The sequence below is a fragment of the Schaalia naturae genome, assembly GCF_042665795.1.
GTDB lineage: Bacteria > Actinomycetota > Actinomycetes > Actinomycetales > Actinomycetaceae > Pauljensenia > Pauljensenia naturae.
Genome location: NZ_JBHTEF010000001.1, coordinates 526,585 through 543,047, shown reverse-complemented (window position 1 = coordinate 543,047; position 16,463 = coordinate 526,585). Strand labels below are relative to the sequence as shown.

Here is a 16,463-nt window from a genome sequence, read left to right as displayed (position 1 = left end):
TGCAACGACTGCTGGAATCCAAGCCGCTGAGGGCAAGATCTACATGTGCTGCGTCAAAGATGTGTTCTCCAACCGGATCGTTGGGTACTCCATCGGCTCGCGGATGAAAGCTCGCCTGGCAGTTACCGCCCTCAACAACGCCGTCGCCATGCGTGGTGACGTCGCTGGGTGCGTCGTCCACAGCGACAGGGGTAGTCAATTCCGCTCCAAGAAATACCAGCGAGCTCTCGCTGGTCATGACCTGGTGGGATCCATGGGGCGAGTGGCCTCGTGCGGGGACAATGCAGCCATGGAAAGTTTCTTCAGTCTGGTGCAGAAGAACGTCCTCAACCGCACTTCCTGGGCCACCAGGACCCAGCTGCGCATCGCGATCGTGTCCTGGATCGAAGGCACCTACCACCGCCGACGCAGACAATCACGCCTGGGACGCTTGACCCCCATCGAATACGAAGCCATCATGACCCAACCGGCGACACAAGCCGCCTAACCCACCCTGACACCAATCCCTACAGCAGACCCCCGGCGCACCCGATCAACTGGAACCTCCTGTCCTCGACCGACCTGGAAGCCGAACTGCTAGAGCTGAACCGATGGGTGGACTGGCTGCGCCACACCTATGGCCTTCCGGCCAGCGTGATCCCGCCGATGTGGCATCGGCATCCCGAGCTGATCTGGGAACTCTCCGCCCTCCACCTCAGCTGGCTGGCGGCCTACGATGCCGAGCAGAACGCCGCCGCCCCATTGGGATGGCACCGCGACTTCGCCGACACACGCCAGCGCCTCCGCGAATGGGTCGCGACCTCCGGCACCCGCCTGGACCGCGACCGCCCCACCCGGCAAACCAGCTGGCCCGGCGAGGAGGCCGCTGCACCCGTCGACGAGAAGGCGATCGGCGACCGGGACGAGGACTTCGTGCGCTTCGTCATCGACGAAGTCAACAAACGCAAGCGCGCTGAGGACAACTTCTACGCTGGCGTCAACCCCGAGACTGGCGAGGTCGGCTGATGGTCCGGAACTACCACCGCAAGACGAGCTGGCGTCCACGCGACGAACGACAACTTTCCGCGAGAGCGGAGCACCGCGACAGCCCTGACCTGGGGAAACTCAGTGAACTGCTGATCCGCCTCACGCTTCAGGAGACAGGACAACGGCGCATCGAGCGGTCGTCTTCGCCCAGAGCGATGACATCCGGTGGCGGGACAGAGTAAAATAGGAACATCCGCCGTAGAGGTGGATGTTGTGGTCCTTGACCTCGCCACCATGGCGGGGCATCTTCACTTGGCCTTCACGGTCATGTCCTTGCGGCTTTCGGGCTTTTCTCACGATCAGCATTCGCAGTTGACGACTCTGCGGTGGTTCGGACCACTAGCTGCGGAGAAAAGCCATGACCACACTCGTTGACGACCGTCTCAAGGTCGCTAGTCTCGTTTCCCCTTCCATACCCACGGGCGGGGCGACCGCCGTGATCTACCTGCGGGTGTCCACCAAGGAGCAGGCGGAGAAGGGTGGCGGCGAGGAAGGGTACTCGATACCCGCCCAGCGCGACGCGAACATGAACAAGGCCGAACAGCTCGGCGCGACGGTGGTCGAAGAGTTCGTTGACGCGGGCGAGTCCGCGCGCAAGGCCGACCGGCCCGCGCTGATGCGGATGATCAAGTACGTGGCCGAGCACCAGGTCAACTACTGCATCGTCCACAAGGTCGACCGGCTCGCCCGTAACCGAGCCGACGACGTGACCATCCACCTGGCCCTGCGCGACGCCGGGGTCATGCTCGTATCAGCGAGCGAGAACATCGACGAGACGCCCTCGGGGATGCTGCTGCACGGCATCATGTCCTCCATCGCCGAGTTCTATTCGCGTAATCTCGCCACAGAAACCATCAAAGGCCTGACGCAGAAGGCGTCGCAAGGCGGCACGATCGGCGCGGCCCCGGTCGGATACGAAAACGTCGGGATTCGCAACGAGCACGGACGCGAAGAGCGCACCGTCCGCATCGACGCGGAGCGCGGCGAGCTGGTGTCGTGGGCGTTCCAGGTGTTCGCCTCCGGCCTGTGGACAGTCGCCGAGTTGCAACGCGAACTCGAACGGCGCGGGCTGACGACGCGTCCCACCCCCAGGCGTCCAGCAAGGCCGTTGGGCAAGAGCAGTCTGCGCCGGATGCTGCGCAATACGTATTACAAGGGCGACATCACCTACAAAGAGGTCACATACCGGGGGAGCCATGAACCCCTCGTGCCCCGTGAAGTCTGGTACCAGGTCCAGGCCGTCCTCGACTCCCACGTGTCCGCCGCCGACAAGACCCAGGTCCACGATCACTACCTGAAAGGCACGGTGTACTGCGGGCAGTGTGGCTCGCGGCTAATCATCTGCCATGCGCGCAACCATCAGGGCAGGGTCTACCCGTACTTCGTGTGCTCGGGCAGGCACTCCGGCAGCACCGACTGCACCCGGCAGGCGATGTTGATCGAGGACGTGGAGCATCTCATCGAGGACTACTACCAGTCGATTCAGGTGTCAGCTCAGGTGCGCGAAGATGTGGCCGGGATGCTGCACGCCGAGTTCGACCGACTCATGGCCTCCGAAACCAAGGAGCTCGAACAGCTCACCAAGCAGCGAGACAAGTTGGAGGCCGAGCGCTTCAAGCTCTTGCAGGCCCACTACGCCGACGCGGTGCCGCTCGACATACTCAAACGCGAGCAGTCCAGGATCGGCGCCGCCCTGGAGACCATCGACAACCACATCGCCGCCCACGACAACGAGTACCTGGAAGCCCGAGAGAACCTGGAAGACTCGCTCGGCCTGCTGGCGAACATTTCGGCCATCTACCAGCGGTGCGACGACCTGAACAGGAGACTGTGCAACCAGGCGTTCTTCACCAGAATCTACATCGACGAGGAGGGGGAGCGGCGGGTGCGCGTGGACTTCCAGCGTCCCTTCGACGCGCTGTGCGATCCCGAGGTGCAGGGCAACGCCCTGAACTGGGCAGCCGAAGCGAAGAAGCAAGGTCAGGTCCAAACCGGACCAAGGATGGTTCCTTTGGTCGAAGGTTTGAACTTGAGTCAAGTGGGGTGGCTGACGGGATTCGAACCCGCGACATCCTGGACCACAACCAGGTGCTCTACCAGCTGAACTACAGCCACCATCGCCGCCAGGCGTAGGCCCGCGACGGGTCACGATGCTACCAGCTCAGCCCTTCGGCGGCGAAATCGCGTCCGCGGCCGCAGGGGTGGCGTACGACACGCCCCGCACCCCACGCCCCGCGCGCGACTCCGCGGCGAAGGGGCCGAGCCGGCCTCAACCCCACCCGAGGTCGTCGAGCTCCGCGTCCTCAATGCCGAAGAAATGGCCGATCTCATGGATCACGGTGACGCGGACCTCCTCGGCGACTTCCTCGTCCGTGTCGCACATCCTCAAAGTCGGATTGCGGTAGACGAAGACGCGGTCCGGCAGCACGCCCGCGTAGTCGTCCCTCTCGGTCAGCGGCACGCCATCGTAGAGGCCCAGCAGACCCGGCTGGTCCGCGGGCGGATCGTCCTCGACCAGGACCACCAGGTTCTCCACCTGGTCCCAGAACTCGTCGGGGATCTCCTCGAGGGCCTGACCGACCAGATCCTCGAAGTCCTCCCGGCTCATCTCCACGGACACGCCCCGCCTCCTCCCCCGCCGCTCCGGCGGCACCTCCCGCCGATGGCGCCCATCCGGGCGCGCTCACCAGAACGCGCGCACCGTGATCGCGTCGGCGAAATTACCCAGCGCCTCGGGCGTGGCCTCCAGATACAGGTCCGCGTCCACCATCGACACCTCCATCACGAGGAACGACCCCCGGCCGTCCGGCACGAGGTCGACGCGGTTGAACAGGAACTGCTCGTCGCGTCCCAGCAGGGAGCGCACGTAGTCGTGGAGGACGGCCCGGATCTCCTCGCCCCAGCGCCACTGCTCCTCGGTGGCGTGCTCGGCGGTCACCACCGCCTCGTGCATCCTCGGATCGGTGACGCGGGCGGGGTGCAGCACGGCGCGCTTCTCCACGGCATGGGACACCAGGCCGTTGAAGAACACCAGCGAGAGCTCGCCGTGGACGTCGATCTGCTCGAGGTAGCGCTGGACCATCACGGCCCGGCCCTGCGAGAGCAGGTTCATCGCCTGCAGGATCGCGGCCTGGCGCTGCCCGGTGTCGTTGGCCGTGTACCGCCCGATGTCGCGCACGCCCGAGGAAACGGCCGGCTTGACCACGAAATCCCCCATGGCGGGGAAGCGCGAGTGGACCTGCTGCTTGGACAGGTGCTGGTCGGGCTCCAGCCAGGTGGTGGGGATCACCGACAGGCCCCGCTTGGCCAGGTCGATCATGTAGTGCTTGTCCGAGTTCCACCGCAGGATGTCGGCGTGGTTGAGCAAGCGGGGAACCGACTCCGCCCACGACAGGAAACGCTCGCGGTCGTAGGCGTAGTCGGACACCGAGCGCACGACGCACACCCCGGCCTCCGACCAGTCGACGCCCGGATCGCTCCACACGGCGATGTGCGGATCCGCCCCCCGGTCGGACAGCGCGTCCAGCAGCCCCGCCTCATCCGAGTACAGGTTCGGCATCTCTGCCGATGTGACCAGTGTGATCCTCGGTTTCGTCATGGACGACAGGGTACCCTCCAGGGCCTCGGCGCCGCCCTCGCCCGGTCAGCGCAGCCCCAGGGGGCGGGCCAGCGCGCCCTCGAGCAGCTCGTCGACCAGTTCCGGGTAGGAGACTCCGGCCTGCGCCCACATCTGGGGGAACATCGAGAACGGTGTGAAGCCCGGCATCGTGTTGACCTCATTGACGGTGACCGCTCCGGTGTCCGGGTCGTAGAAGAAGTCGACGCGGGCGAGGCCCTCGCACAGCAGCGCGTCGAAGGCCCGCGCGGCGAGGCCCTGGATGCGCCGGGCGTCCTCCTCCGGGACCTCGGCGGGACACACGAGGCCCACGGCCTCGGTGTCGATGTACTTCGCGTCGTAGTCGTAGAAGCCGCCCTCGGGCACCACGATCTCCCCGAGGGGGGCCGTGCGCGGGGCCTCCGAGGCCCCCCGCCCCGCCAGGACCCCGCACTCGACCTCGCGTCCGGACAGGAGCGCCTCGACCATGACCCTGGGGTCGTGGTTGGAGGCCTCCTTGACCGCCGTCGCCAGCTGGCCGGGGGCGTCGACGCGGGAGATCCCGATCGAGGATCCGGCGCGGCACGGCTTGACGAACACGGGGTATCCCAGCGCGGCGACCCGCTCCAGGCACTGCTCGCGCTCCGACTCCCACTGGTGCGCGGTGATGAGCTCCCACCGTCCGACCTCGATGCCGGCGGACGCCAACACGGTCTTGGTGAGGTGCTTGTCCATCGAGATCGCCGAGGACGTCACGCCGCATCCCACGTAGCGCACGTCCGCCATCTCGAACAGACCCTGGATGGTGCCGTCCTCGCCGTAGGGGCCGTGCAGCAGGGGGAGGACCACGTCGACGGCTCCCAGATCGGTGACGCCAGTCGCCGTCCCGTCCTCGCCGACGGCCGTCTCGAGGAGGCGGGCCCCGCCCTCGGTCAGTGTGACCCGCGAGGACCCGGGGTGCACGGACTGGCCGCGCCCGTCCCTCAGCTCGAACAGCGACGGGTCGTCGGGCACCCGGACCCACTCGCCGTCGCGCGTGATCCCGATGGGCAGCACCTCCCATTTCTCGCGGTCGATCGCGCGGAGCACGCCGGCGGCGGTGGCGCAGGAGATCTCATGCTCGCCGGAGCGTCCCCCGAAGACGATGAGGACGCGCGGGCGGGCCCCGTGCCCGGAGGGCTGGAAGGAGCGCTCTGTCATGGCGTCCACCCTAGTGCGCCGCCGGCGGGCGGCCGCCCAAGGGGCGGTGCCGACACGCGGCGTTCCGCGCCTCACAGCAGCTCGATGCGCCAGCCGTCCATCTTCTGGGGGCGGGCGAGGAGCATCTCGCCCATCTCCTGGATGGTGGCCCCCTCATGCACGACGCGCACGACGGCCTCGGTGATCGGCATGTCGACCTCGTGGGCGCGCGCCAGGTCGAGGACCGGCTTGGCCGACCGCACCCCCTCGACCACGCCAGGGGACAGGGCGAGCGCCTCCTCCAGCGACGCGCCACGGCCCATCCGCAGGCCCAACGAGTAATTCCTCGACAACTTCGATGAGCAGGTGGCGACCAGATCGCCCACGCCCGCGAGGCCGGAGAAGGTCCCCGGATCCGCCCCCAGCGTCGTGCCCAGCCGCGTGATCTCGGCCAGGCCCCGGGTGATGAGCGTCGCCCGCGTGTTCATGCCCAGCCCCATGCCCTCCGCGGCGCCGATGGCCACGGCGATGACGTTCTTCGTCGCCCCCGCGATCTCGCAGCCGAGGACGTCCTGGGACACATACGGGCGGAAATAGGGGTTGTGGCAGGCCAGCGCGATGCTGGTGGCGACCTCCGTGTCCTGACAGGCGATCACCGTGGCCGTCGGGTTCTCCGCGGCGATCTCGCGGGAGAGGTTGGGCCCCGACAGGACGGCGATGCGCCCGGCGGGCAACTCCGACGCTTCGCGCGCCACCTCGTGGACGGTCGTGAGGGATCCGGGCTCCAGCCCCTTCGCCAGCGTGAGCAGGACGGCGTCGTCCTCGATCAGGGGCGCCGCTCGACCGACGGTCTCGCGCACCGCCGCCACCGGCACGACCACGGCGACCATCTGCGCCCCGTCCAACGCCACGCCGAGGTCCCCAGTGGCGCTGATCGACCCGGGGAGGTCGATGCCCGGCAGGTACGTGGAGTTCTCATGCGAGTTGATGAAGTCGACGACCCCCGCGCTGCGTCCCCACATCGACACCGTCAGACCCGCGTCGGCGAGCACCTTCGCGAAGGTCGTGCCCCACGCACCGGTTCCCAGCACAGCGGCGTGTGTGATCTCCATGCCCCGACTCTACGACGGGTGCGCGCCGGACGCGGCCCCTCTAGACTGCGAGGACACCCATCACGTGCGCCGCGCGGCCGTTGCGCGACGCGCGGCCCGCCCACTGCCACATGCGGAGGCCCCGATGCCGTATCGACGCACGTCCCACCACCGGACCGGCCGCCTCGCCGCGGCGCTCGCCCTCCTGATCGCGGCCCCGCTCGCCGCCTGCACTCCCTCCGACCAGGAGTCCTCGCCCCAATCCGCCTCGCAGGCGCCCTCCGCCTCCGTGTCGCAGTCCGGCGGATCCTCTCAGGCCTCCGCCTCGTCCACGGCGGCGTCGCCCTCGCCGACGCAGGACGAGTCGGACGCGACCACCCCGATCCTGGGCGCCGACGCGTGGACGACGGCCCCCTCGGACAAGGACGCCGCCCCGACGTCGGAGGGCCTGGTCTTCCATGATCTGAGGGCGGGCGATCACGAGGGCTTCTACCGCGTCGTCGTCGAGTTCTCGGGATCGGGGGATCCCGGCTGGTTCATGTCCTGGGCCGAGCAGCCGGTCGAGCAGGGGCGCGGGCTGCCCCTGGACGTCGAGGGGGTCGCCTTCCTCAACCTCGCGATCACCGGCACCTCGATGCCCCTGGACGACGAGCAGACCTCGCAGTACTACTCCGGCCCGTCGAATGTCGCGGTCGGCACGCTCGACGTCATCGAGGACGGCACCTTCGAGGACCAGACCCACATCGTCATCGGCATGGACGACGTCCGGGAGTTCCAGGTCGGCACGCTCACCGACCCCGTCCGCGTCGTCATCGACGTCAAGAAGTAGCGCGCCCCCCGCGGTCCCGGTCCTTCTTCGCGGGCTTCGCCCCGCGCGAGGTCCTCGGATCGAAGGGCGTCTCGGGCGCGGTGCCGCCGCGGAGCGCCTCGACCCCGGCGGTGATGGCGCGGAAGATCCGCCCCGTCGCCTCCTCGACGGCCCCATGGTCCTGCGATCCGCGATCGGAGTAGAGATCGGACAGATCGACGGCGGGCAGGATGCGGACCCGCGAGGGCTGGTGAGACCTGAGGGAGACCCTCAGCGAATAACGCGGCATGACATCCTGCATGCCCCACTGCGCGACCGGAATGATCGGCGCGTGGGTGTCCAGCGCCAGCCTCGCGGCCCCGGTCTTCGCACGCATCGGCCAGTAGCCGGGCTCCGCCGTGAGCGTGCCCTCCGGGTACAGCCCGACGCACTGGCCATCGGCCAGCAGCTGCGTGGCGACCTCCAGGGACGCGCCGGGATGGGACCCGCGGTCGACGGGAACCAGGCCGATCGACGCGAACCACGCGCCCACGACAGGGATGTCAAGCATCTCCTTCTTCGCCATCATCCGCACCTGGTACCCGTGGGACACCATCGCGTACCAGATCCCCACCGGGTCGAGGTTCGAAATGTGATTGGGCGCGAGGACGAAACCGCCCTCTGCGGGCAGGTTCTCCTCTCCTTCGACCTGGACGTCGACGAAGTGGGCGAAGATCGGGCCCAGGTAGCGGTACGTCCGATGAGAGGCGGGGGTGACGGCGTGGCTCACGGGGCCAGAGTCTAGCCTGCCCCGCCGGCCCGCCGGCCCGCCGGCTATCGGCGAGGACCCCGCGCGGCAGCGCGGCGGCTCAGACGAGGACGCGGACGACGCCCGGCGCCACGGACACGCGCAGCGGGAGGCGCCCGACGAGATCGCCGTCCGCCATGGCGGGCAGGCCCTCGGGCGCGAGGACCTCCACCTCCCGCACGGAGGAGAGGTGGACCAGCGGGTGGTCGGCGTTGCGCTGGGCCACCACCTGGATGACCGCCGGCAGCACCGTGTGCAGCGGGACCTGGTCGACCCGGAACAGCTCCAGAACGCCGTCGAACGGGTCGGAGGAGGGCACCACATGGACGCCGCCGCCGATGAAGCCCGAGTTCGACACCGAGAACACCCACCCCGGCAGGTCCAGCTCCGCCCCGTCGACCCGCGCCCGGAAGCCGGCGCCATGGAAGTGCGCCGGCGTGGTCAGCGCGCCCCAGGCGTAGGCCATCGGCCCGGACCGCAGCCAGGAGTCGTTCGCCAGCTTGTTCGCCCACGCGTCCAGCCCCAGGGACACGACGCCCAGGGCCAGTCTGCGCGCCCCCTGGGCATCCCCGACCCAGATCCCGTCGAGGGAACGCACGCGCTCCCCCAGGTCCCGCGGGTCGGACCCCGCCCACGGCCGTTCCGCCAAGCCCAGCGGCGCCAGGGAGACCGCCCGGGCCACGGGATCGGGCCCCGCCCCGATCGACCGGCACAGATCGTTGCCCCGCCCGCCGGGCAGGGGAACCAGGACCGCCTGGGAGCCCACCAGGCCCTGGGCGACGGCGGCGATGAAGCCGTCGCCGCCCAGGGCAGCGACGCAGCGGGATCTGACCGCGGCCTCGGCTGCGACGGCACCGGGATCGTCGTCGCTGGTGGTCACCCTGACCTCCACGCGCCAACCGCCCTCTTGGAGGCGGCGCACGACGCTGGGCCCGACGCGCACGGCCCGGCCGCGCGCCGACATCGATGACACGAGCACCGTCATCGGCCGGCGGCCGACGCGGGACCCGCCCGCTCCGGGGCTCACGCGGCGTCGACGTACTCGACGCGGGCGTCGAGCTGGTGGAGCTTCGTGAGGAAGTGCTCGTAGCCGCGTGAGATCACGTCGACGCCCGAGACCCGCGACGTGCCCTCCGCCGCGAGGGCCGCGATGAGGTGGGAGAAGCCCCCGCGCAGGTCAGGGACGGCGATGTCCGCGCCGTGCAGCGGCGTCGGCCCGGAGATGACGGCCGAATGGTAGAAGTTGCGCTGCCCGAACCGGCAGGGCGTCGACCCCAGGCACTCCTTGTACACCTGGATCGTGGCGCCCATCTGGCGCAGCGCGCCGGTGAACCCGAAGCGGTTCTCGTAGACCGTCTCATGGACGATGGACAGGCCCTCCGCCTGCGTGAGCGCCACGACCATCGGCTGCTGCCAGTCCGTCATGAACCCGGGATGGACCCCCGTCTCCAGGGCGATCGAGCGCAGAGGCCCGCCCGGATGGTAGAAGCGGATGCCCTCCTCGTCGATGTCGAAGGCGCCGCCCACCTTCCGGAAGGTGTTGAGGAAGGTGATCATGTCGGGCTGATGCGCCCCGCGCACGTAGATGTCGCCGTGGGTGGCCAGCGCCGCCGCCCCCCACGAGGCCGCCTCGATGCGGTCGGGCAGCGCCGTGTGGCGGAACCCGGTGAGGTGGGAGACGCCCTCGATGCGGATCGTGCGATCCGTGTCGACCGAGATGATCGCCCCCATCTTCTGCAGCACGTTGATGAGGTCCATGATCTCGGGCTCCGTGGCCGCGCCGTGCAGCGTCGTGATGCCCTCGGCGCGCACCGCCGTGAGCAGCGTCTGCTCCGTGGCGCCCACGGACGGGAACGGCAGGGTGACGACCGTGCCCTTGAGTCCGCCGGCCGGGCTGGAGATGTGGATGCCATCGGGACGCTTGTCCACGACGGCGCCGAACTTGCGCAGCGTGTCCAGGTGGAAGTCGATGGGCCGCCCCCCGATGTTGCATCCTCCCAGTTCGGGGATGAAGGCCTCCCCCAGCTGGTGGAGGAGCGGTCCACAGAACAGGATCGGGATGCGCGAGGAGCCGCCCAGGGCGTCGATGTCGGCGCGCCGGGCGGCCTTGACGTTCCTCGGATCCAGGGTCATGACCCCGCGGTCCTGGTCGAAGTCGACCTGGACGCCGTGCAGGCCGAGCAGGTCGGAGACCACGTCCACGTCGCGGATCAGGGGCACATTGCGCAGCTGCGAGGGGCCGTCGGCGAGGAGCGACGCCACCATCGCCTTGGGCACGAAGTTCTTCGCGCCGCGGACGGTGATCTCCCCGATCAGAGGGTGACCACCCTCGATGTGCATGATCGACTCCATGGGCCAGCCGCTCCTGAGGTGTGGGGTGAACGTGGCACACACTCTAGTTCACGCCTGTGGGCGTCGTCCTCGTCAACGTCGTCACGGGGCCGGGGCGCCCGGGGGCCCGGGGAACGGGCGGGGTCCCGGGGCCTCACGAAAGGCGGGGCATGCCCAACGCCACAGGGCGGGCGGACTCGATCCGCTCCTTCGGGAGCGTGCGGGCGGGCAGGGTCGTGGGCTTGAAGGAGGGACGGCGCGCCTCGAAGTCGGTGATGGCCTGCTCGTCGCGCAGCGTGAGCCCGATGTCGTCCAGACCCTCCATGAGGCGCCAGCGGGTGTAGTCGTCGATCTGGAAGCGGCACATCACGGGGCCCGCCTGGACCGTGCGGTTCTCCAGGGACACGGTCACCTCGGTGCCCGGCTCCGTCTCGAGGACCTTCCACAGGGACTCGCAGTCCTCCTCCGTGATGACGCCGGTGACGAGGCCCTGCTTCCCGGCGTTGCCGCGGAAGATGTCGGCGAACTTCGGAGCCAGGACCACGCGGAAGCCGTAGTCCTTGAGAGCCCACACGGCGTGCTCGCGCGAGGAACCGGTCCCGAAGTCGGGGCCGGCGACCAGCACCGAACCGGAGGCGTAGGACTTCTGGTTGAGGACGAAGTCCGGATCGGTGCGCCACGCGGCGAAGAGCGCGTCCTCGAAGCCGGTCCGGGTCACGCGCTTGAGGTAGACGGCCGGGATGATCTGGTCGGTGTCGACGTTCGACCGGTGCATCGGGACCCCGATGCCGGTGTGGGTGGTGAACTTCTCCATGTCTGTCAGTTCCTCTTCCTCGCTGGTTCCCGGGCCGGGCTCACAGATCCGCCGGACTGGACAGCGTGCCGCGCACGGCGGTCGCGGCGGCGACCAGGGGCGACACGAGGTGGGTGCGGCCCCCCTTGCCCTGTCGGCCCTCAAAGTTGCGGTTGGAGGTCGAGGCCGCCCGCTCCCCCGGTGCGAGCTGGTCGGGGTTCATGCCCAGGCACATCGAGCACCCGGCGTTGCGCCATTCGGCGCCGAAGTCCGTGAAGACGCGGTCCAGGCCCTCGTCCTCGGCCTGGAGGCGCACCCGGGCGGAGCCGGGGACCACGAGCATCCGCACCCCCTCGGCCTTGGTGCGGCCGCGCAGCACCTTGGCGGCCGCGCGCAGGTCCTCGATGCGGCCGTTCGTGCAGGACCCCAGGAAGACGGTGTCGACCCGGATGTCCCTCATCGGGGTGCCCGGCTCCAGCCCCATGTACTCCAGGGCGCGCTCCGCGGATGCGCGCTTCGTGGCGTCGGTGAAGTCCGCGGGATCCGGGACGGCGGCCGACAGAGGGACCCCCTGGCCCGGGTTGGTGCCCCATGTCACGTAGGGCTCGAGCTCGGGGGCGTCGATGACGACCTCCGCGTCGAAGACGGCGTCCTCCTCGGAGCGCAACGTCCTCCAGTACGCGACGGCGCGGTCCCACTCCTCGCCCTCGGGCGCGTGCGGACGGCCCTTGACGTAGTCGAAGGTCGTCTGGTCAGGTGCCACCATGCCGGCGCGCGCGCCCGCCTCGATCGACATGTTGCAGATCGTCATCCGGCCCTCCATCGAGAGCTCCCGGATGGCTTGCCCCCGGTACTCGAGGACGTACCCCTGGCCGCCGCCGGTGCCGATGCGGGCGATGACGGCCAGGATGATGTCCTTCGCCGACGCGCCGGGTGGGAGGGAGCCGTTGACGGTGACGGCCATCGTCTTGAACGGCTGGAGCGGGAGGGTCTGGGTGGCCAGGACGTGTTCGACCTCCGAGGTCCCGATGCCGAACGCCAGGGCACCGAAGGCGCCGTGGGTCGAGGTGTGGGAGTCCCCGCACACGATCGTCATGCCCGGCTGGGTGAGCCCGAGCTGCGGGCCGACGACGTGGACGATGCCCTGGTCGGCGTCGCCGAGGGAGTGCAGGCGGATGCCGAACTCCTGCGCGTTCGAGCGCAGGGTCTGGATCTGGCTGCGGGAGGTCTCGTCCGCGATCGGCAGGTCGATGTCGACCGTGGGGGTGTTGTGGTCCTCTGTGGCGATCGTGAGGTCGGGGCGTCGGACGCGGCGCCCGGCGAGGCGGAGCCCCTCGAAGGCCTGCGGGCTGGTCACCTCGTGCACGAGGTGGAGATCGATGTAGAGCAGGTCGGGGGCACCGTCTCGTCCCTTCGTCACGATGTGGTCCGCCCAGACCTTCTCTGCCAATGTGCCGCTCATGGCCGTGTCCTCCCCCGCGGCGCGAATCCGCGTCGCTACATCATGCGTGCCTGACATCGTCGCCAGTTCCGTGATGCGGAGATTTGGCATCTCAGTGCGTGAGATGGCAGGATCAGGTCATGGAGGACGCGACATCCAGCGGAGTGGGAGTCCTGGACAAGGCGGCGTTGGTCCTCGGTGCCCTTGAGGCGGGTCCCGCCACCCTTGCCCAGCTGGTTGCGGCGACGGGCCTGGCCCGTCCGACCGCTCATCGTCTGGCGGTGGCCCTCGAGTACCACCGCATGGTGGCTCGCGATATGCAGGGCCGGTTCGTCCTGGGCCCCCGGCTCCAGGAACTGGCCTCGGCGGCGGGCGAGGACCGTCTGCTGACGGCCTCGATGCCGGTGCTGGTCGCCCTGCGCGACCATACGAAGGAGTCGGCTCAGCTCTACCGCCGCCAGGGGGATTATCGCGTGTGCGTGGCCGCCGCCGAACGGCAGATGGGGCTGCGCGACTCGATTCCTGTGGGCGTCACCCTGTCGATGAAAGCCGGGTCGGCCGCCCAGGTGCTGCTCGCGTGGGAGGAGCCCGACCGCATGCACCGCGGCCTGTACAACGCCTCCTTCAACGCCACGATGCTGGCCCAGGTCCGCCACCGCGGATGGGCGCAGTCCGTGGGCGAGCGCGAACCCGGGGTCGCCTCGGTGTCGGCCCCCGTGCGCGGCCCGTCGGGGCGGGTGCTCGCCGCGATCTCGATCTCCGGCCCCATCGAGCGCATGGGACGCCAGCCCGGCCGCCAGCACGGGCCGTCCGTCGTCGCCGCCGCGAACCGTCTCTCCGACTACCTGCGGTCCGTGGAGGACATGGACGAGGGCGACTGAGGCGCCCAGCGGGTCAGCGGGCGGGCGCGGCCCGGCACGCCGTTAGGCTGTGGGGCATGCGCCGCACGCTCCTCGTCACCAACGATTTCCCGCCCGTGGTCGGGGGCATCCAGTCTTATCTGGACGACTACACGCGCCGACTGCCGCCCGGCGATCTTGTGGTCCTGGCCTCCACGCCGCCGGAAGGCGCGCAGGCGGCTCGCGCCCATGATGCGGGCCTCCCCTTCCCCGTCCACCGCATGCCCACGCCGGTCCTGCTCCCGACGCCCGATGTGCGCGCGCGGATGGCGGGCCTGATCCGCGCCGAGCGCATCGAGACCGTCTGGTTCGGGGCCGCGGCGCCCCTGGGGCTGCTCGGCGGCGCGGCGCGGCGCGCGGGCGCGACCCGCGTCATCGCCACCACCCACGGCCACGAGGTCGGCTGGTCGATGCTTCCCGGCGCGCGCCAGGCCCTGCGGCGCATCTTCGCCGACGCCGATGTCGTCACTTACATCTCGCAGTACACCCTGGGCCGGCTCCGACCGTTCATGCCGGAGGGCACGCGGATCGTCCATCTACCCTCCGGCATCGACGCGGACCGCTTCCGCCCGGATCCCGGGGCCCGCGCCGCGCTCCGGGGGCGCTACGGCCTGGGCGAGGCTCCGGTCGTCGTCTGCGTCTCCCGCCTGGTGCGCCGCAAGGGCCAGGACACGCTGATCCGCGTGTGGCCCCGCGTCGTCGCGCAGATCCCCGGCGCGCGCCTCGTCATCGTCGGATGGGGGCCGTACGCCAGGGCTCTGGCCCGGATGAGGCGCGACTCCCCGGTGCGCGACCGCATCATCCTCACCGGCAAGGTCCCCTTCGAGGAGCTGCCCGCCCACGTCGCGACGGGCGACGTCTTCGCGATGCCGTGCCGGACGCGCGGCGGAGGCCTGGACGTCGAGGGGCTGGGCATCGTCTTCCTCGAGGCCTCGGCCGCCGGCGTCCCGGTGGTCGCCGGGGACTCCGGCGGCGCCCCGGAGACCGTCCGGGAGGGCGTCACCGGTGTCGTCGTCCCGGGACGGGACGACGACACCCTCGTCGACGCCCTCACCGGTCTGCTGGAGGATCCGCCCGAGCGGGCCCGGTTGGGAGCAGCCGGCCGGGAGTGGATGCTGGCCGAGTGGACGTGGCCGCATCTGGTCGACCGTCTGGCGGGAGCCATCGACCAGAGGTGAGCAGCTGGCCGGCGACGAGGACGGCCCTGCGTCCCAGCGCGCTGCGACCACGGTCCCACGCGGGTGCCAGGAGCGGGCGTACCCTCGATCGAGGACGGCCTGTCTGTCCGGACAGCCCGTGTCCGCGCAGATGGGAGCGAATTTCATGACAGTTGGTCAGCATGTCGTCGGAGGCCGGGAGGGCGCCTCCCCCGATCTCCGCCCCGACGTCCACGGCATCCGGCCGATCGGATCCGTGCGCCCGGTGGAGTGGGTCTACGACCGCGCTCCGATGACGGTCTACTGGGAGATGACCCTCGCCTGCGCGCTGACGTGCCGGCACTGCCGGGCGCAGGCGTGGAACCGGCCCGCCCCTGGACAGCTCACAACGGAGCAGGGGGTGGCATTGCTCGACGACATCGCCAGCTTCGGGGACCCGCTCCCCCATCTCATCATGACGGGCGGGGACCCGATGCGGCGCCCCGATCTGCTCGAGCTCATGGAGGAGGCCCGCACGCGGCGCATCGGGGTGTCGCTCTCCCCCGCGGTCACCCCCGAGCTGACCCGCGAGCGGCTCGCCGAGGTCCAGCGGGCCGGCACGCGCGCGATCTCGCTGAGCCTGGACGGCTCTACCCCGCAGTCGCACGACGGCCTGCGCCGTGTCCCCGGCACCTTCGACCTCACGATGCGGGCTCTGGACGACGCGGCGGCGCTGGGGCTGCCCGTCCAGGTCAACACGCTGGTGACGTCCTCGACCGCCCCCGATCTCCCCGCGCTCCACCGCCTGCTAGTGGAGCGGGCCGTGGCGCGCTGGACCCTGTTCTTCCTCATCCGCACCGGGCGGGGCACCATGCTCCAGGAGGTCGCCCCGGAGCAGTCGGAGCAGATCCTGCGGTGGCTGGACGGCGTGCGCGACGAGTCCCCCTTCCAGGTGAGCACCACCGAGGCGCTGCATTTCCGACGGATCACCTCCCAGTCGATGGAGGCCCGGGGCATGACCCGCGCGCAGATCGGGGCATCGCGCCTCGCCCGGTCCTATGGCGTGCGCGACGGCAACGGGATCATCTTCATCTCCCACGTCGGGGACGTCACGCCGTCGGGTTTCCTCCCGGTGACGATCGGCAATGTCACGCGCGACTCGCTGGTGCGCCTGTACCGGGAGGACCCTCTGATGCGCGCCCTGCGATCTCCCGATTCCTTCGGCGGGGACTGCGGGGTGTGCGAATACAACCGCTGGTGCGGCGGGTCGAGGTCGCGCGCCTACGCCGCCACGGGCGACCCGCTGGCGGCGGACCCGCTGTGCGTCTACCGGCCGGGGAGATCGCGGAGCGAGGCCGCCTGAGGGCCCGCACGGCC

General features: G+C 69.9%; 15 protein-coding genes, 1 tRNA gene and 2 pseudogenes. 7 read left to right on the top strand and 11 right to left on the bottom strand.

What is annotated here, in order from left to right; genetic code table 11:
• Positions 1 to 28: 28 nt before the first annotated feature.
• From ACFQWG_RS02380 to ACFQWG_RS02370, 3 genes and pseudogenes are all read left to right on the top strand, one after another.
• A pseudogene (locus ACFQWG_RS02380) lies at positions 29 to 487 on the top strand (transposase); the annotation flags it as partial.
• Between the two features lie 158 nt (positions 488 to 645).
• Positions 646 to 1,005 carry a hypothetical protein gene (locus ACFQWG_RS02375; RefSeq protein ID WP_380971756.1) on the top strand — a complete coding sequence of 120 codons (360 nt, stop codon included), beginning with the start codon at positions 646 to 648 and terminating at the stop codon, positions 1,003 to 1,005.
• Between the two features lie 379 nt (positions 1,006 to 1,384).
• Positions 1,385 to 2,440, top strand: a pseudogene (locus ACFQWG_RS02370) (recombinase family protein); the annotation flags it as partial.
• A gap of 75 nt (positions 2,441 to 2,515) precedes the next feature.
• Here the strand turns inward: ACFQWG_RS02370 and ACFQWG_RS02365 are convergent.
• The 6 genes from ACFQWG_RS02365 to ACFQWG_RS02340 all read right to left on the bottom strand — a co-directional run bounded on the left by ACFQWG_RS02365 (position 2,516) and on the right by ACFQWG_RS02340 (position 6,912).
• Complete coding sequence (locus ACFQWG_RS02365) at positions 2,516 to 3,016, bottom strand: hypothetical protein (RefSeq protein ID WP_380971754.1); 501 nt, start codon at positions 3,014 to 3,016, stop codon at positions 2,516 to 2,518.
• A 49-nt stretch (positions 3,017 to 3,065) separates the two neighbouring features.
• Positions 3,066 to 3,141 (bottom strand) — tRNA-His (locus ACFQWG_RS02360).
• A 154-nt stretch (positions 3,142 to 3,295) separates the two neighbouring features.
• Positions 3,296 to 3,646 (bottom strand): metallopeptidase family protein, encoded by a 351-nt coding sequence (locus ACFQWG_RS02355; RefSeq protein ID WP_291499918.1) that lies wholly within the window; start codon positions 3,644 to 3,646, stop codon positions 3,296 to 3,298.
• 63 nt (positions 3,647 to 3,709) lie between these two features.
• On the bottom strand, positions 3,710 to 4,624 hold the full coding sequence (locus ACFQWG_RS02350; RefSeq protein WP_380971752.1) for an ATP-grasp domain-containing protein: 915 nt from the start codon (positions 4,622 to 4,624) through the stop codon (positions 3,710 to 3,712).
• A 45-nt stretch (positions 4,625 to 4,669) separates the two neighbouring features.
• Positions 4,670 to 5,821: a D-alanine--D-alanine ligase family protein gene (locus ACFQWG_RS02345; RefSeq protein WP_380971750.1), complete on the bottom strand. Its 1,152-nt coding sequence runs from the start codon at positions 5,819 to 5,821 to the stop codon at positions 4,670 to 4,672.
• A gap of 71 nt (positions 5,822 to 5,892) precedes the next feature.
• A complete protein-coding gene (locus ACFQWG_RS02340) occupies positions 5,893 to 6,912 on the bottom strand; it encodes an NAD(P)H-dependent glycerol-3-phosphate dehydrogenase (protein WP_380971748.1) in 1,020 nt (339 codons plus the stop codon).
• 124 nt (positions 6,913 to 7,036) lie between these two features.
• Here ACFQWG_RS02340 and ACFQWG_RS02335 point away from each other — a divergent pair, with 124 nt between their 5' ends.
• Positions 7,037 to 7,720, top strand: a complete 684-nt coding sequence (locus ACFQWG_RS02335) for an AMIN-like domain-containing (lipo)protein (protein WP_380971746.1) — start codon at positions 7,037 to 7,039, stop codon at positions 7,718 to 7,720.
• On the opposite strand, the gene ACFQWG_RS02330 is transcribed toward ACFQWG_RS02335, so the two are convergent.
• The 5 genes from ACFQWG_RS02330 to leuC all read right to left on the bottom strand — a co-directional run bounded on the left by ACFQWG_RS02330 (position 7,710) and on the right by leuC (position 13,072).
• The gene (locus ACFQWG_RS02330) at positions 7,710 to 8,468 is read right to left on the bottom strand and encodes a lysophospholipid acyltransferase family protein (RefSeq protein WP_380971744.1); all 759 of its coding nucleotides are present in this window, start codon (positions 8,466 to 8,468) and stop codon (positions 7,710 to 7,712) included. The two genes, ACFQWG_RS02335 and ACFQWG_RS02330, sit on opposite strands and share 11 nt — an antisense overlap.
• Before the next feature lie 79 nt (positions 8,469 to 8,547).
• On the bottom strand, positions 8,548 to 9,471 hold the full coding sequence (locus ACFQWG_RS02325; RefSeq protein WP_380976174.1) for a diacylglycerol/lipid kinase family protein: 924 nt from the start codon (positions 9,469 to 9,471) through the stop codon (positions 8,548 to 8,550).
• A 38-nt stretch (positions 9,472 to 9,509) separates the two neighbouring features.
• The gene (gene murA / locus ACFQWG_RS02320) at positions 9,510 to 10,838 is read right to left on the bottom strand and encodes a UDP-N-acetylglucosamine 1-carboxyvinyltransferase (protein WP_291495421.1); all 1,329 of its coding nucleotides are present in this window, start codon (positions 10,836 to 10,838) and stop codon (positions 9,510 to 9,512) included.
• Between the two features lie 133 nt (positions 10,839 to 10,971).
• A complete protein-coding gene (leuD, locus tag ACFQWG_RS02315) occupies positions 10,972 to 11,631 on the bottom strand; it encodes a 3-isopropylmalate dehydratase small subunit (protein WP_380971742.1) in 660 nt (219 codons plus the stop codon).
• A gap of 40 nt (positions 11,632 to 11,671) precedes the next feature.
• Positions 11,672 to 13,072 (bottom strand): 3-isopropylmalate dehydratase large subunit, encoded by a 1,401-nt coding sequence (gene leuC, locus ACFQWG_RS02310; protein WP_380971740.1) that lies wholly within the window; start codon positions 13,070 to 13,072, stop codon positions 11,672 to 11,674.
• A 119-nt stretch (positions 13,073 to 13,191) separates the two neighbouring features.
• Between leuC and ACFQWG_RS02305 the strand changes: the two genes are divergently transcribed.
• The 3 genes from ACFQWG_RS02305 to ACFQWG_RS02295 all read left to right on the top strand — a co-directional run bounded on the left by ACFQWG_RS02305 (position 13,192) and on the right by ACFQWG_RS02295 (position 16,449).
• Positions 13,192 to 13,932, top strand: coding sequence for an IclR family transcriptional regulator (locus tag ACFQWG_RS02305; protein WP_291495415.1), 741 nt, complete (start codon positions 13,192 to 13,194; stop codon positions 13,930 to 13,932).
• A gap of 56 nt (positions 13,933 to 13,988) precedes the next feature.
• On the top strand, positions 13,989 to 15,128 hold the full coding sequence (locus ACFQWG_RS02300) for a glycosyltransferase family 4 protein (protein WP_380971738.1): 1,140 nt from the start codon (positions 13,989 to 13,991) through the stop codon (positions 15,126 to 15,128).
• A 145-nt stretch (positions 15,129 to 15,273) separates the two neighbouring features.
• Complete coding sequence (locus ACFQWG_RS02295; protein WP_380971736.1) at positions 15,274 to 16,449, top strand: TIGR04053 family radical SAM/SPASM domain-containing protein; 1,176 nt, start codon at positions 15,274 to 15,276, stop codon at positions 16,447 to 16,449.
• Positions 16,450 to 16,463: the final 14 nt, after the last annotated feature.

Excerpts from the sequence above, each read along its gene's own strand:
- ACFQWG_RS02375 (WP_380971756.1), top strand. The coding sequence starts at position 646 with ATGTGGCATCGGCATCCCGAGCTGATCTGGGAACTCTCCGCCCTCCAC.
- ACFQWG_RS02350 (WP_380971752.1), bottom strand. The coding sequence starts at position 4,624 with ATGACGAAACCGAGGATCACACTGGTCACATCGGCAGAGATGCCGAAC.
- ACFQWG_RS02345 (WP_380971750.1), bottom strand. The coding sequence starts at position 5,821 with ATGACAGAGCGCTCCTTCCAGCCCTCCGGGCACGGGGCCCGCCCGCGC.
- ACFQWG_RS02340 (WP_380971748.1), bottom strand. The coding sequence starts at position 6,912 with ATGGAGATCACACACGCCGCTGTGCTGGGAACCGGTGCGTGGGGCACG.
- ACFQWG_RS02335 (WP_380971746.1), top strand. The coding sequence starts at position 7,037 with ATGCCGTATCGACGCACGTCCCACCACCGGACCGGCCGCCTCGCCGCG.
- ACFQWG_RS02325 (WP_380976174.1), bottom strand. The coding sequence starts at position 9,471 with ATGACGGTGCTCGTGTCATCGATGTCGGCGCGCGGCCGGGCCGTGCGC.
- murA (WP_291495421.1), bottom strand. The coding sequence starts at position 10,838 with ATGGAGTCGATCATGCACATCGAGGGTGGTCACCCTCTGATCGGGGAG.
- leuD (WP_380971742.1), bottom strand. The coding sequence starts at position 11,631 with ATGGAGAAGTTCACCACCCACACCGGCATCGGGGTCCCGATGCACCGG.
- leuC (WP_380971740.1), bottom strand. The coding sequence starts at position 13,072 with ATGAGCGGCACATTGGCAGAGAAGGTCTGGGCGGACCACATCGTGACG.
- ACFQWG_RS02305 (WP_291495415.1), top strand. The coding sequence starts at position 13,192 with ATGGAGGACGCGACATCCAGCGGAGTGGGAGTCCTGGACAAGGCGGCG.
- ACFQWG_RS02300 (WP_380971738.1), top strand. The coding sequence starts at position 13,989 with ATGCGCCGCACGCTCCTCGTCACCAACGATTTCCCGCCCGTGGTCGGG.
- ACFQWG_RS02295 (WP_380971736.1), top strand. The coding sequence starts at position 15,274 with ATGACAGTTGGTCAGCATGTCGTCGGAGGCCGGGAGGGCGCCTCCCCC.